The 15,392-nt window shown below is 48.5% G+C and carries 12 protein-coding genes; 10 read left to right on the top strand and 2 right to left on the bottom strand.

Annotated features, from left to right (window positions below; all coding sequences use genetic code 11):
- Nucleotides 1–2 precede the first annotated feature (2 nt).
- The 9 genes from dnaB to G9G57_RS00250 all read left to right on the top strand — a co-directional run bounded on the left by dnaB (nucleotide 3) and on the right by G9G57_RS00250 (nucleotide 11,467).
- Nucleotides 3–1,361: a replicative DNA helicase gene (gene dnaB / locus G9G57_RS00210; protein ID WP_013373892.1), complete on the top strand. Its 1,359-nt coding sequence runs from the start codon at nucleotides 3–5 to the stop codon at nucleotides 1,359–1,361.
- A 377-nt stretch (nucleotides 1,362–1,738) separates the two neighbouring features.
- Nucleotides 1,739–3,025, top strand: coding sequence for an adenylosuccinate synthase (locus G9G57_RS00215; protein WP_016822464.1), 1,287 nt, complete (start codon nucleotides 1,739–1,741; stop codon nucleotides 3,023–3,025).
- Nucleotides 3,026–3,254: 229 nt separating this feature from the next.
- On the top strand, nucleotides 3,255–3,911 hold the full coding sequence (locus G9G57_RS00220) for a hypothetical protein (protein WP_017425989.1): 657 nt from the start codon (nucleotides 3,255–3,257) through the stop codon (nucleotides 3,909–3,911).
- 309 nt (nucleotides 3,912–4,220) lie between these two features.
- Entirely contained in the window at nucleotides 4,221–5,744 is a 1,524-nt protein-coding gene (locus G9G57_RS00225; RefSeq protein WP_044786754.1) for a M23 family metallopeptidase, read from the top strand.
- A 232-nt stretch (nucleotides 5,745–5,976) separates the two neighbouring features.
- A complete protein-coding gene (gene yycF, locus G9G57_RS00230; protein WP_013373888.1) occupies nucleotides 5,977–6,708 on the top strand; it encodes a response regulator YycF in 732 nt (243 codons plus the stop codon).
- A 71-nt stretch (nucleotides 6,709–6,779) separates the two neighbouring features.
- Entirely contained in the window at nucleotides 6,780–8,534 is a 1,755-nt protein-coding gene (gene walK / locus G9G57_RS00235) for a cell wall metabolism sensor histidine kinase WalK (protein ID WP_373364934.1), read from the top strand.
- Nucleotides 8,531–9,871, top strand: coding sequence for a YycH family regulatory protein (locus G9G57_RS00240; protein ID WP_164964353.1), 1,341 nt, complete (start codon nucleotides 8,531–8,533; stop codon nucleotides 9,869–9,871). The genes walK and G9G57_RS00240 overlap by 4 nt, the downstream gene beginning before the upstream one ends.
- 18 nt (nucleotides 9,872–9,889) lie before the next feature.
- On the top strand, nucleotides 9,890–10,654 hold the full coding sequence (yycI, locus tag G9G57_RS00245; RefSeq protein WP_013373885.1) for a two-component system regulatory protein YycI: 765 nt from the start codon (nucleotides 9,890–9,892) through the stop codon (nucleotides 10,652–10,654).
- Nucleotides 10,655–10,660: 6 nt separating this feature from the next.
- On the top strand, nucleotides 10,661–11,467 hold the full coding sequence (locus G9G57_RS00250) for an MBL fold metallo-hydrolase (protein WP_058712154.1): 807 nt from the start codon (nucleotides 10,661–10,663) through the stop codon (nucleotides 11,465–11,467).
- On the opposite strand, the gene G9G57_RS00255 is transcribed toward G9G57_RS00250, so the two are convergent.
- Nucleotides 11,436–11,642, bottom strand: coding sequence for a hypothetical protein (locus G9G57_RS00255; protein WP_013373883.1), 207 nt, complete (start codon nucleotides 11,640–11,642; stop codon nucleotides 11,436–11,438). The genes G9G57_RS00250 and G9G57_RS00255 overlap by 32 nt on opposite strands.
- Before the next feature lie 503 nt (nucleotides 11,643–12,145).
- On the opposite strand from G9G57_RS00255, the gene G9G57_RS00260 reads away from it, so the two are divergent.
- Complete coding sequence (locus G9G57_RS00260) at nucleotides 12,146–13,381, top strand: S1C family serine protease (protein WP_025366251.1); 1,236 nt, start codon at nucleotides 12,146–12,148, stop codon at nucleotides 13,379–13,381.
- Nucleotides 13,382–13,467: 86 nt separating this feature from the next.
- Here the strand turns inward: G9G57_RS00260 and G9G57_RS00265 are convergent, their stop codons facing one another.
- Nucleotides 13,468–15,189 carry a cellulase family glycosylhydrolase gene (locus G9G57_RS00265; RefSeq protein ID WP_044786752.1) on the bottom strand — a complete coding sequence of 574 codons (1,722 nt, stop codon included), beginning with the start codon at nucleotides 15,187–15,189 and terminating at the stop codon, nucleotides 13,468–13,470.
- Nucleotides 15,190–15,392: the final 203 nt, after the last annotated feature.

Genomic DNA, 15,392 nt, shown 5'->3' on the forward strand with positions numbered 1-15,392 from the left:
TTATGGGCGGCGAATTTTTTGATCGGATTCCTCCGCAAAATCTGGAGGCTGAACAGGCGGTTATTGGGTCTATTTTGCTTCAGTCTGAAGCACTGATTACCGCAATGGAGCGGGTGCAGACCGAGGACTTTTACGATAAAGCTCATCAAATGATTTACGAAGCAATGATTGAGCTGGGTGAATCCGGACAGCCGATTGACTTGGTTACGCTGACCTCGAAAATTCAGGACAAAGGTCAGCTAGAGGATATCGGCGGTGTCAGTTATCTGGCGAAGCTGGCTCACGGGGTGCCAACAGCGGCTAACGTGGATTACTATGCCCAGATCATTGAAGAAAAAGCGATGCTTCGTCGCTTGATTCGTGCAGCTACACAGATTGTAAGCGAAGGCTATAGCAGTGGCGAGGATGTCGCCGGTATGCTGAGTGATGCTGAGCGCAAGATTATGGAAATCTCCAACGGGCGCTCAGGCAGTGGTTTTATCGCCATCCGCGATGTCGTGATGGAAGTGTTCGACCGCGTTGAATTGCTGCATCAGAACAAGGGAAACACGACCGGAATTCCGTCCGGATTCGTTGACCTGGACAAGATGACGGCGGGTTTCCAGCGCAATGACCTGATCATTGTGGCTGCCCGTCCATCTGTAGGTAAAACGGCATTCGCCCTGAATATTGCACAAAACGTTGCAGTACGGGCAAAAGAGACGGTTGCCATCTTCAGTCTGGAGATGTCGGCGGCTCAGCTCGTGCAGCGGATGATCTGTGCCGAGGCTAACTTGGACGCGAACGTCATGCGGACAGGTGAATTTAAAGGCGACGACGATTGGGCGAAGCTGACCATGGGCATTGCAGCCTTGTCAGAGGCGGAAATCTATATCGATGATACGCCCGGCATCACTGTGGCTGATATCCGTGCCAAATGCCGCCGTCTCAAGGCGGAAAAGGGACTGGGTATGATCGTTATTGACTACTTGCAGCTCATTCACGGACGCGGCAAAGCGGGCGAGAACCGGCAGCAGGAGGTATCCGAAATTTCACGGACATTGAAACAAATCGCCCGTGAGCTTGAAGTGCCTGTAATTGCCCTTTCCCAGCTGAGCCGGGGTGTGGAGCAGCGTCAAGATAAGCGGCCCATGATGAGTGACTTGCGGGAATCGGGTTCCATTGAGCAGGATGCTGACATCGTTGCGTTTCTGTACCGGGATGATTATTATAATCAGGAAACAGAAAAGAAAAATATTATTGAAATTATCATTGCCAAGCAGCGTAACGGCCCGGTCGGTACGGTAGAGCTGGTATTTCTCAAAAATTATAATAAATTCGCTAATTACGAGCGTGCCCATTCGGATGCGTTCGCCGGTTAATATATTAGTATGATTAGAAAAGGCTCTTTCGACGCGGGTATCGCGATTACGAGAGAGCCTTTTTTATAGAATTCATATATTTTCATAGAACGATTGAAACTCTCAATTACGAACAATACTATTTTCATGTAATATAATGTTCGCTTTTTATTTGACTTTGAAAAATGGTACTGGTACACTTATAGTGCTGCTTCAACGCAGTGGGGAGATCATTACGCCCGGGGCTTTCCGAACTTACGGAATGTCTGCGACGGACGTTTTTTCCTGCTGTCCGAGAACGCTCCATACCTGCCCGCTGAGGCGGTTGAAGCCAGATATGTGTTAGCGCGTCAGCTCAAAATCAGAGTGTCTGTGGGCACTCCACGGAGGAATGAAACATGTCAACTGTAGTCGTTGTGGGGACACAATGGGGAGACGAAGGCAAAGGTAAAATCACGGACTATCTGGCGGAAAGCGCTGAAGTAGTGGCCCGTTACCAAGGCGGAAACAATGCTGGTCATACGATTCTCATTGACGGTAAAAAGTATAAGCTGAGCCTGATTCCATCCGGCGTTTTTTATGAAGATAAAAAGTGTGTTATTGGCAACGGCATGGTAGTGAATCCAGCCGCTCTTATTGAAGAAATTACTTATATTCATGATAATGGATTTTCCACGAAAAATTTGGTCATTAGTGACCGCGCACATGTCATTATGCCTTACCATATGACGTTGGACGTGCTGGAAGAAGACCGCAAAGGTCCTAACAAAATTGGTACTACCCGTAAAGGGATTGGCCCTGCTTATATGGATAAAGCTGCTCGTAACGGTATTCGTATTGCTGATTTGCTGGAAGCAGAAGAATTCGAAAAGAAACTGCGCCATCTAACGAAGGAAAAGAATCAAGTGATTGAGCAAGTATACGGCGGCGAGCCGCTGGATGTTGAAGAAATATTGAAACAGTATCTGGAATATGCTGAGTTTATTCGTCCTTATGTAGCGGATACGTCTGTTGTGCTGAACGATGCAATTGACGCCAATCGTAAGGTGTTGTTTGAAGGTGCACAAGGCGTTATGCTCGATATCGACCAAGGTACGTATCCATACGTTACGTCCTCTAACCCGTCAGCTGGCGGCGTATGTATCGGTTCTGGTGTAGGCCCATCCAAAATTCAACAAGTGATCGGTGTAGCTAAATCGTACACAACTCGTGTAGGGGATGGACCTTTCCCAACGGAACTACACGATGAAGTCGGCGATTACATTCGTGAAACAGGCCATGAGTACGGTACGGTTACAGGTCGTCCTCGCCGCGTAGGCTGGTTTGACAGCGTTGTTGTGCGCCATGCCCGTCGTGTTAGTGGATTAACTGGTCTTTCCCTGAACTCGCTGGACGTATTGACAGGCCTGAAAACAGTTAAGATCTGTACAGGCTACAAATACCGCGGCGAGATCATCACGCATTATCCAGCTAGCTTGAAAATGCTGGCAGAGTGCGAGGCGGTATATGAAGAAATGCCAGGCTGGAACGAAGACATTACTGGCGTGAAGACGCTGGAGGAACTGCCGGAGACTACCCGCCATTACGTACAACGCGTATCCGAGTTGACAGGTATTCCAATCGCTATTTTCTCGGTTGGTCGTAACCGCGATCAAACGAACCAAGTGCTTCCGATTTATTTGTAAAATATCCGTAGGATTCTATGAGGGCGTCATGCCTGTTTAATCATATAACTATTCCTGCTAAATCAAGGGGAGAGGGGCAATTCATGCCTCCCTCTTCTTTTTTATATGGATGTGTTGGTGCTAGTTTTACATATTCCAAGGGTTAAAAATCGTCATATCTCGTCAATACTGGTCTATATGCACTTCATGATGTACACATGGCAAGATGCGTATAAGGAGGTAACGGGATATGAGGTGGCTTGGATGGCTGCTTAAAAAAGGAATGACGGTGGTGCTGGTCAGCGCGCTGACACTGGCAGTGACCGGTGTGGTCGTGAATGCTTATGTTCAATCGTTGCTACGGCAATTTAACATTCAGCTCGATCATCAGCCGATATGGGGATGGGGCTGGCTAAAAGGCAGCGCTGGTACTGATCAAAGTACAGGTACAGGGAAGAGCAAGACGACAGGGAGCGACTCTGGAAGTGTAACACCGCCTGATAATGCTTTGCCTGTCATGGGACAGGGCTTAGAAGAAAGCGGAAATAAGACAGGTGGTGCATCCAACGACAAGGGATCTCAGGAAGGGGCCACGTCGGCGGGAACACCAGACAGCGAGCCGCGTCAGCAGGCAGAAGGTACAGCTACACCTGAAACGAGTATCGAAGGCCATGATTTGGTCATTACGCCCGACCATCTGACGGAGAAAAAGAACAATTTACCGGCGGCTCAGAAGCAGGAGATTTTTACGATTCTTATGAATAAACTTCCGCCGGAAGAGATGCAGAAAATATCAGCTGCGATGGAAGGCGGTCTCACCGAGCAGGAGCTGCAAGATATTCAGCAGGTGCTTGCGAAGTATTTGACCAAAGAGGAATATAACAAATTGATGGGTATGCTTAAATAATGCATAAATAAAACGCATAAATATATGGGCAATGTTAATGCTCAAAACAGGACTGTAGAATCCGCGCCGGGCGCGGATTTTTTTGCGTGCTAGGAAGTAATTGGAGTGCAGTTGAATTCTTTGTAAAAGCTATGTTAAAGTAAACTGTGTTGTGAAAAGGTTAAATTTTTGAAACCTTTTACATAACTATGCAATGCTAGATAGCGACTATTATCATAGATAAGCTTGTAAAACGGCTACTTTTATCATGTAAAAGGACAATAATGAACGCATTTAATAGAGATAGGATATGCTGAAAAGGAGAGAACCATGGAGGTTTCTAAGGGGAAGTTATCACCAGACCACAGGAATGGGAATTCAAGTGTTGAAAGCAATTCTGCCGATAAAGCAGGGAAAATAGCAACATGGTGGAACGGACGGAAAAGATGGTTAAGTTGGACGGCAGGCGGCATTGTGATTGTTGGCGGTCTTATTTTTGCTAGCAATCAGTATGTTGGTGCCAATACGGTTCCTTATTATAAAGTGTATGTTAAAGGCGTTGAGGTCGGCAGTATCCTGAATGAACAACAGCTTAAGCAACTGTACACAACGAAGAGCAAACAGTATAAAGACAAGTATCCTGACGTGCAAATGGTGCTCAATACGAGCGCGGTCACGACGAGCACGGAAAAGGCATATAAGGCAGATATCGATAGCGCAGCCACGTTGAAGAAGCTGGATGGCATGCTGACTGCCTATGCCAAAGGAGTAGAAATGAAGGTCAACGGACAGACGGTTGGCATTGTAAAGGATAAAGCGACGGCACAAGCGGCTTTAAAGCAAGTGCAGAAGAAATACACACCTGCGGGTGAAGGTACGGCGACAGGCATTAAGGGGCTGGTTCGCAAAACATCCGTGGGGAGTAGTCATGCTAGCGCAAGCACGAAGGCGCCTAAAGCATGGCTGGAGTCTGCCAGTATCCGTGAAAAGATTGCGTATGAGCCTGTGAAAGCAGATCCGAACAAGGTGCTGACGGAGGAAGAAGCGGTTAAAGTATTGACCGAGGGACGTGAAGCTCCTACAACCTATACGGTGCAAGAAGGCGATTCTTTGTCGTCGATTGCTACGAAGTTCGATACGACGGCTTGGGAGATTAAGCAGAACAATCCCGGTCTGCGTGAGTTGTATTTGCAAATTGGGGACGAGTTAAAGGTCACGGCTCCCAAGGTACCTGTTACGGTACGAACGGTAGAAAAGGTCGTCGAGCAGATTGCTATCGAGCCTGAAGTAGAGATTCGCCAGAGCGATGAATTGAAGGCAGGAGTTACGAAAGTCGTCAGACCGGGACAAGCAGGTCTTAAAGAGATGGACTACCGTTTGACCAAGGAGAACGGTGAGGTCGTGCAAGAGGAATGGCTCGGTCAAAAGGTGTTACAGCCGTCTGTTACCGAGGTGGTTCTGAGAGGAACGAAAGTCGAGGGGGAAGGCTCGGGCCAATTTGCCTGGCCGACTGCGGGTGCAATCATGACGAGTAGCTTCGGAGGACGTTGGGGACGTATGCATGAAGGTGTTGACTTGGTCGGCGATCATACGATTCAAGCTTCAGATGAAGGTGTCGTCACATTTGCCGGTCAGCAGAATGGCTACGGTAATGTCATTATGATTGATCATCGCAACGGCTATCAAACAGTATACGGGCATTTGAACAGTATTGGTGTCCATGTGGGACAGGTTGTTCAGCAAGGTGAAGCGATTGGTATCATGGGAAGCACCGGACGTTCCACAGGCACACATGTTCACTTTGAGATTCGCAAAAATAATACGCCACAAAATCCAATGACGTATTTAAGATAGATTGGATGTTTAAATCGAGAGTTATGTGATTCGATGAGGATCAAGGAGGAAGACCATGTTTTCTGCATGCTTAATAGCCAGGTGCAGGCATGGTTTTTTCTGCGTAAAGAAAAGGGTCTGGAAAAGTAATGGAATAGCATACGGGTATGATAGAATAGAATAAGCATCTTATGGGTACTGACAAACGAAAGTTAATAATAGATGATGATCCGTGAGAAGAGGTGAGCGCTGTATGCAAGGGACGATTCTAGTAGTGGATGATGAACAACCTATCGCTGATATTTTGAAATTTAATTTGGAAAAAGAAGGATACGAGGTCATTTGCGCCTTTGATGGAATCAGTGCGGTGGATATCGCGGTTAAGCAACAGCCAGACCTGATTTTGCTGGACCTGATGCTGCCGGGCATGGACGGTATGGACGTATGCCGCGAGGTGCGCGGACATCAGCTTCAGACGCCAATTATTATGCTGACTGCGAAGGATGGGGAAATCGACAAAGTGCTAGGGCTGGAGCTGGGTGCGGACGATTATGTGACGAAGCCGTTCAGCACACGCGAATTGCTGGCACGGGTAAAGGCACAGATGCGTAGACAGCAACGCGGCGTAGCAGGCACGCCGGAAAGCCGCCCACAGGAGGATAAGCAGGGGCTGCGCGTAGGCGATCTCTTTTTTGATGCGGATATGTATACAGCCTATAAAAACGGAACTCCACTTGACCTGACGCACCGCGAGTATGAGCTCCTGTACTATATGGCGAAAAATGCAGGCAAGGTCATGACTCGCGAGCATTTGCTTCAAGCGGTATGGGGATTTGAGTACTACGGGGATGTGCGGACGGTAGACGTGACGATCCGGCGACTGCGCGAGAAGATTGAGGAGAACCCGAGCAAGCCGGAGACGATCCTGACACGGCGTGGCCTCGGATATATCGTTAGCGGGGGCAAAGGTGGCCTGCGGGCATGAGATGGCTGTCCTTCTTTCGCACCATTCATGCCAAGCTGATTATTATCTATGTGCTGCTAATCTTGGTGGCCATGCAGTTGATTGGAGTCTATTTTGTCAGCTCGATGAAGAACTCGTTGACGAGTAATTTTACGCAGGATTTGCAAGCACGGGCGGAGATGCTGTCCGTGCTGGCGGAGCAGGATCTGAGTGGCAGTGATGGCAAAATGGAGGAAGATAGCGTCGAAAGTCTGCGTGCACGCGTGAATAACTTGTTTGATTTCAGCGGCGCGGAAATTCAGGTGCTGGATGCCAGTGGCAAAGTACTGATTACTTCTCAAGGCTCTCATGCTGACTATGTCGGACGTAAAAATACGCAGACAGTGGTTAGCCGCGCACTCCAAGGAATTCGTGATAACGAGGAATATATGGTGGACGAAGATAACGTCCGCAAGAAGGTCGTCGCCAAGCCTGTCATCAGCCAAGGCAAAATCGTCGGTGCAGTGTACATCGCTGCTTCGATGGCTGAGCTGTACGATACGATGAAACGCATTAACAATGTGTTTCTCTCAGGTATGCTGATTGCGCTCGCGTTGACGGCTGTGCTGGGCGTGGTGTTGGCCCACACGATTACGCATCCAATCAAAGTGATGACACGTCATGCAACGGAGGTCGCTGAGGGCAAGTTTGACCAGCAGATGCCAGTGTTTGGCGAAGATGAAATCGGCAGGCTGAGCGTGGCCTTTAACTATATGACAGGACGTCTACGTGAGGCTCTGTCGCAGAATGAGGAGGAGAAGGAAAAGCTCTCCTCCATCTTGACCAATATGAGCGACGGTGTGGTCGCTACCGACGATCATGGCCGGGTCATTCTGGTCAACCGCCGGGCCAGCGCCATGCTGGGCGTGAACGAGAATGAAATGACCGGTAGACATATCGCGGTACTTCTGGGGATCGACCCGGAGGAAACCGAGGCCCTGTACAGCGGATCGTCCGCTTCTACGCTCTTGCAGCTGGAGCCGGCCGGTCAGGATGAACCCATCGTCATCCGCGTGACCTTTACACCCATTCATCGGCGGGAATTTGGCATTACGGGCACGATTGCTGTGCTTCAGGACGTGACGGAGCAGGAGGAGATGGAGACGACGCGGCGGGAATTCGTCGCTAATGTATCTCATGAGCTGCGCACACCGCTGACGACGATCCGTAGCTACGCTGAAGCGCTGGATGACGGCGCGATGGCTGAGCCGCAGCTCGCAGAGCGTTTTGTAGGTGTCATCCGTAACGAGACGGAGCGTATGATCCGGCTGGTTACGGATTTGCTGCATCTGTCGCGGCTCGATTCCAATGAGGCGCCTCTGCGGATGCAGCCTGCCGATGTGATGGAGATGCTGGACGAGGTCGCGGATCGGTTTTCTTTTCAAATGAAGCAAAAACACATTCGCTCAGGCATGTTCGTAGAGCAGGGGATTGGCAAGGTCGTGATCGACCGCGATCAGATTGATCAAGTGCTGGACAATTTGATGTCCAATGCATTGAAATATACGCCGGAAGGTGGAAGTATCCGGATCGAGGCTCGTCGCAACCATGAGGGAATGCTGGCTATTTCGGTACAGGATACCGGAATTGGTATTCCCAAAAAAGATTTGGACCGGATTTTTGAACGGTTTTATCGTGTGGACAAAGCGAGATCGCGCAATATGGGTGGCACAGGACTGGGACTGTCGATTGCCCGGGAAATTGTAAAGGCCCATGGAGGTCAGATTTTCCTGGAGTCTGAATATGGTCAGGGAACTTGTACAACCTTTACGCTGCCTATGTCGGGTGAAGGGAGGGAAGCACAGTGAAGGAACGTTTGAAGTCCTGGACGCTTGTTTTGCTGGTGGCTTCCAGTCTGGTTCAGACTTATTTTTTGATCTACCGTCTTCCAGGCAGTGATTCTGTACTCACTTCAGAAACGAACTATGTCAAAACTGAAAGCATGGGGCAGGAGAGAAAGATTGAAAATCTTGTATTCCCTGATAGGATGCTAATTCATCAAGGTGAGAAGAAACATACCGTTTTTTATCCGGGGGTTACTTTTTACGATTTGATTTATACACGGCTGGAAAGCCGAAGCTTTAACAATTTCCAACGTCGGAGTATCCAGTCAGCGGACTGGGCACGGATTCGCAGTGAGAATGAGGGGATCGAATTATCATTTTCCGGCGGGGTTCCGGTTTCATTACTGGAGCGGGTCATGCGTCTGACGCCGGATTCAGTATTTCAGGGGGAGACGATTAACCGCATCTGGATCTACATCGACGAAAAGAATGCCAAGCCGCACGCACTCTTTTTCAGTGCCAGAGGTGATGTGGTGTATGAGGCGAACCAGTTCGATATGACGGTAGAAGACATTCGGCAGCATGTGAATTTTGGAAAAAATGCCCCGTTGTACAAGCTGGTGAATAATCAGTATTACATTCCCGTGGATGACCTGGAGACTGTACAGCCTGTGGTATATGCCGGGTTGTTTACGACAGAACAGATGCAGCGGAATTTATTTTTCGATCCGGGCATTACGCGCAATATTCAGGAAAAAGATGGTTCACAGATTTATACAGATAGCAAGCGTAGCTTACAGATCAAGCAGGATCAACGTTGGATGAGCTATACCGATCCTAGTGCACCGGGAGCGGATGGAAGCAGCCCAATTAGGGACGTGTTGGCCGCAGTTGATTTTGTGAATCAGCATGGCGGCTGGGATGCTGCGTATCAGCTGAAATTGAGAAGCAGCAATGAAAATCGCACGAGCGTGATGTTCCAGCAGTATTATGGCGCTTATCCGGTGCTGGACACGCCATCGTTCCGCTTTGGTACGATCTCCTTGCAAATCCAGCAGGAAACGGCATCTGTCTATGATCGTTCGTTGCTGTATCTCAAGGGCGGGGAGCAATCCTCAAAGAAAGTGATGCTGCCAGGTGGTGAGACCTTGGAGAAGCAACTGCAAACGGTAGGCGACGGCAAGTCGATTAGAGATCTAACTCCTGTATATCAGCCAGAGCTGATCAATGACGGATTGAAGCTCATCCCAGAGTGGCGTGTTACGTTCAACGACGGTTCTGTTGCAGAGATTCATGCTGTTCCTGTAACGACAGCATCCAATACAACATTAAAAAAGTCAGACCAAGAGACAAAGCGATGATAGGAAGGGGGAAAGGGAATGGATTGGAGCCGCGCTAAAAACGTACTGATCTGTACATTTTTGCTGCTCAATGTGGTATTGGGTTATCAACTGTGGCATGATGCGCAGGAAACGGCCGGGCCGAATCTGGATTTTACTTCACTGGATGAAAACACGCAGCGTTTAATGGAAGAGAAAAGCATTCAGGTGTTGGCTCCGATTCCCGGAGATACCCCGCAGCTGCCCAAGCTGTCTTACACCTATGTCCATAGTGGAGAGAAAGATGAACTTGTGCAGTTGCTGAGACCGGTCGACAGCAAGCTGGTATTCACTCATGATGCGCTAGTGGAGGCACTGGAGCCGCAAATCAAGGATATCGATAGCTATCAGTATGATCCGCTGGATGTTCAGGAGGAGCTCGTATCCGGACAGGCAGATGCTTTTGTGCTGCATCCATTGGTACAGGGCAAGTGGCCGCTCTTTAATGTGAAGCTGGCTCTGTTTTACAGCAATCAGAAGATTACAGGGTATCGCAAAATTCAGGTGGAGCTCCAGCCCTCGGATGAGGCAAAGAAAATGCTGCCTGCGTCCAAAGCCTTGGCGAGGTTGATCGACGGCTATTTGCCGCGTGACTCCGTAGTGAAGGATATCCGGCTAGGGTATTACGGACAGACCTTTAACTCCGATAGCCAGGTGGCTGCCCCGGTGTGGCGGTTTATGCTGGACAACGGAAAAGGTGTGTATTATGTACAGATGAACGGAGATGTCATTAGTCCAAAGACAGAACATACAGAAGGGTCTTGAACAGATATGGGGATTTCTTTTACCGTGCTGTCGAGCGGTTCGACCGGCAACGCTACCGTTGTGCGGAACGAAGACACGACATTGCTCATCGATGCAGGTCTCAGCGCAAAGCGTATTGACGAATTGCTGAAAGAACGCGATCTGAGCGGAGAAGAGTTGGATGGTATTTTGGTCACACATGAGCATTCCGATCATGTTAAAGGACTAGGCGCCATGGCGCGTAAATATAATTTACCTATATATGCTAACGAGAAGACATGGTTTGCCATCAGCAACGCTGTTGGGCAAATTGCGGATGATAACCGCAGAATATTGGAGACAGGCGCGACAAGGGAATTTGAGTCATTGCGTGTAGAGTCTTTTGGCATCTCCCATGATGCGGCTGAGCCCGTAGGGTACAGCTTTTATGATGGGGCAGAGAAGCTTAGCGTAGCAACCGATCTCGGCTATGTCAGCGATAAGGTAAAACAAGCGATATCAGACGCAGATGTATTGGTGCTGGAGGCTAATCATGATGTAGAAATGCTGCGTATGGGCCGTTATCCTTGGAACATCAAGCGCCGTATTCTCAGTGATATCGGCCACTTATCCAATGAGATGGCAGGTGCGATTCTTAGCGAGTTGTTGACCGGACGGACAAAGCGAACGTATCTGGCACACTTGAGCCGCGACCACAATATGATGGAACTTGCGAAGATGACTGTACGCGATGCGATGGAAGACCGCGGCTGTTTTTACAAGGATAGTGAGTTTCGATTGTGTGATACGTATTATGATCGTCCTACACCTTGGGATAAGGTAAGTGAGCCATAAAGCTGTCCAACTCGGCGGCTTTGCGCTCGACCTCTTCACGGGTCACTATGCCTTTGTCCACCAGTAGCTCAATCAATGTACTTAGCGCCAGTGTATTACGGTAGTGCTCGTCTTTCAAATCCGCAAGCTTGGCTGCCATGCGAACTTCATCCATAGCGGAACGATGGGAATTCATCCTATATTCCTCCTGTAAAAATATTTTTAAAATGGCGTGCAATAAGCTTGGTTCTGCCTGTGGTTTTGCCAAGTGCTGTGATACAATAAAGCTAACAACAGAAAGCTTTCTGAAGGAAGGCTCTCATCGAAAGTATAGGCTGCTTTAAGCGGACGGGAACAAGCCAGAACGTCTCTATGAGACGATCATTTTGTAATAGAATAGAAGACTTGTTACTATTGTAGTCCATTGGTTTGGAAATCATTCCTCTTTTTTCCTCTATTCGGGGTCAGATTCGGCGTGTATGCTAATTTATGAGATTTGGTTGCTTAGGAAGGTTCCATTTGTGGTGATTAATAAGTAGACCGGAACGATTAGTTGCTGAATTCCGATGGTAGGGGATATTCAATCCATTTGAGATGTTCAACGGAGCAGGTTCTCTGTAGCATAGGTTGGCGCAAGCCCGAATAGCCCTAATTTTTTAGTGAGTGTCGGTGCATGACAACGAAGGGGAGAGGATTAGCATGGGCTTGTTTGATGATGATTTTTATTCAACGAAGGTGTCCACACGTGCGGCTAAAAAAACGGCATTTAAGGCGCGTCGCGGAGGACGAGGACGTTGGCCGCACAGGAATCGTCGGGTAAGTCCGGTGCAGGCTGCTGTCATTAGCGGTGCGGTGAGTGCAGTGGTTTCCGTGCTGCTGTTCAGCTTTGTTACAGGTCTGCCCTCCACTACAGCGGTAACCGGAGCAAGTCACTATCCCTTGCGGCAAGCAGCGGGCGATCCGTATGATCGGATTGTGCAGGCGGCAGCCAAGGTACGCCCAGCCGTCGTCAGCATCGTAAACCTGAAGGGGGAAGACGGTAAAAGTACGGAACAATCCGCGCTTGGATCGGGCGTCATTTTCCGTGTGAGCTCAGGCAAAGCCTTTATTATGACAAACAACCATGTCATTGAAGGATCGGATGATCTGGATATTGTAACCGTAGACGGTGTCAGAAAAGAGGCGAAGCTGGTCGGAAAGGATCGCATTAGTGATATCGCCGTACTGGCCGTTGATGATAAAGGCATTAGCACAGTAGCGGATATCGGGGACTCCAACAAACTTCGTCTGGGCGAGACGGTCATTGCGATTGGCAACCCGCTCGGATTGGGAGACACCCTGACCTCCGGCATTGTGAGCTATACGAATCGCATCATTCCGATCTCCATTAATCAGGATGGTGTATATGACTGGGAACAGCATGTGATTCAGACCGATGCAGCGATTAATGAAGGAAACAGCGGCGGAGCGCTGGTCGATCTGGACGGACGGGTGATTGGCATCAATACGATGAAAATCGCCGATACAGGTGTTGAAGGACTGGGCTTCGCCATTCCTGCTAATGAGGTAATGAAGACGGTGAATGAACTGGTTGAGGACGGCAAGATTACCCGCCCTTATTTGGGGGTGTACACGGTGGACCTCAATAATGAATATGCACCGCTGGATGAAACTCAGCGCAAGGAACTCAAGCTGCCTGACAGCGTCAAGGATGGAGCCGTTGTTCTGGAGGCCCATGGTCCTGCCAAGGAGGGCGGCTTGAAGCTGAACGATGTCATTACAGCGTTTGATAGCGAACCGATTAACTCTACGCTTGATTTGCGTCGCTACCTGTACGATAACAAGAAGATTGGCGATGAGCTTAAAGTTACCTTTTACCGGGCAGGCAAGGAAGAGTCGGTGACGTTAAAATTAACAGATAAGCCGGAAGGCTAAGGTTGAATGATAGACTTAACTATAAAGAAGGCGCTCTCCGGCTTATTTCCGGGAACGCCTTTTTTTGATTTCTGCAGTGCCTTGGATTAAGATGTCGTACCCGTCACGCGGGTTCCGTTCTTGGTGATTTTGTATGTCACTACATCGCCGCTCCAGAAGTGGAACTTCAACGTGACTTCACCATCCTTCACACTGTTGAAAAATTCAGGCAGCAGCTTGATGCCATTCGTATCATAGGAAGGGGCAAAAGTATTGCCAAACTCTTTATAAGGTGTCCAATCCTGTGGACCGGCATTGCCTCCATTCGTATACACGGCTTCCATCGTCGCAAGCAGGCTACCACGGAAGTCTGTTGGAATGGTAAAGGCTTGTGTAGTCCCTTCGACAGCACTTAATTTCGGCGTATCATACACGACGACTTTAAAATTCCAATCTGCCCCCTTATTAAACTTGGCGGTAATGACGGCATTCTCACCATATTTACCGGAAGTAATTAGGCTGGTGAGCAAGCTGGCTTTGAAGGTTAATGTATCTCCACTCAGCGTATAGTCGGTGCCCTGTTTCAGCTGCTTGCTGTTGGCATTGAGCGATTTCAACTGGTTGCCGTTCAGGTTTAGAGTGATCTTGGTATCCTGAACAGAAGAGCCTTTCTTCAAGTGAATGAGATCACTAGCTGCATTGGAGGAACGTCCTTTCAGGCTGGCCTTAATGACATTAAAGAGTTCAGGATCAGACCACTTGTAAGTGCTCCGATTCAAATGCTGGCCGTTATCCCAGAGCATGCCTGTTACTTTCTTCACTTTCATGTAATAAGTCAAAAATTCAAAAAACTTCAGCTTTTCGCCCTGTTCAATAACACCTGTATGTTTATCAAAACCGAGCAGGCCATATTCACCGACAATAACCGGGATTCCCTTGGCTACAAAGGTGTTATAGACATTATCAAAGGTTTGAATAATATCGTCTTGGGCAGCTTTATCAAAAGTTGTATTCCCGGCAATGTTCACACTGAAAGGCCAAAAGCCATAATAGTGAACAGTCGCAATCAGATTAGGATCGTTCAGCCCAGTAATCGTGTTGGCAAGTTGGCTGATCTTGGCTTGGGCAGGTGCAGCATCCAGACCGGATAGGACAAGGGGACGAGTGGCATTCTTACCACCGGAGGCGCGAACGATTTTGTGGAAGGATACATTTAGCTCATGAAGCATCTGATTCATTTTCGCTTCATCCGTGGTTCCCCCTTCAGAAAAGCGGGGCTCGTTAATACTTTCAAACATCAACTTGTTGGGCTGATTTTTAAAGCGGTCGGCAATTTGTGTCCATAATGCGTTATAGCGAGCTAACACTTCATCATGCTTGGGCTCCATACTGCTTACCCACGTCCATGAATCATGATGGACATTAATCATGACATACAGATTGGCATCCAGTGCCCAGCGAACAACCTCTTCCACACGGTTCATGTAAGCAGATTCAACGGTATAATGGGGTGCGGCTCCAATATGCTTATCCCAGGTGACGGGAATCCGAATACTTTTGTACCCTTGGGCAGCAATTTGCTGGATCAAAGCTTGGGTAATGCGCGGATTGCCCCAGGCGGTTTCATCCGCCCCGACAGCATCCAGCGAATTTCCTAAATTCCATCCAGGCTGCATGGCTTCCACGTATGACTGCATATTGCTTGTGGCAGCAGCTGGCTGTGCTTGTCCGTCCGTTTCAGCAGCAGCGGCCACGGATGCGAACGTGGATAACAATAGGGTGATGGCAAGCGTCAACGACAGCAATGAAATGGGTCTTCGTTTTAACATAACAGGCCCCTTTACAAAGTTATTTTTGAAAGCGCTTTCTAATAAACATTACCATATTATCCTAATCTGGAATACCTGCATAATTCAAGTAAAAATCATATATGAATTAGTTATTTTACAATTGTAAGCGTTATTATTGAAAAAATACAGAAATGAGTGTAGAATCTATGACCCTACGCGAAAGATGGATTCGCAAAGGGCTA

The sequence above is a fragment of the Paenibacillus sp. EKM211P genome, from assembly GCF_011066175.1.
Taxonomy (GTDB): Bacteria; Bacillota; Bacilli; order Paenibacillales; family Paenibacillaceae; genus Paenibacillus; species Paenibacillus polymyxa.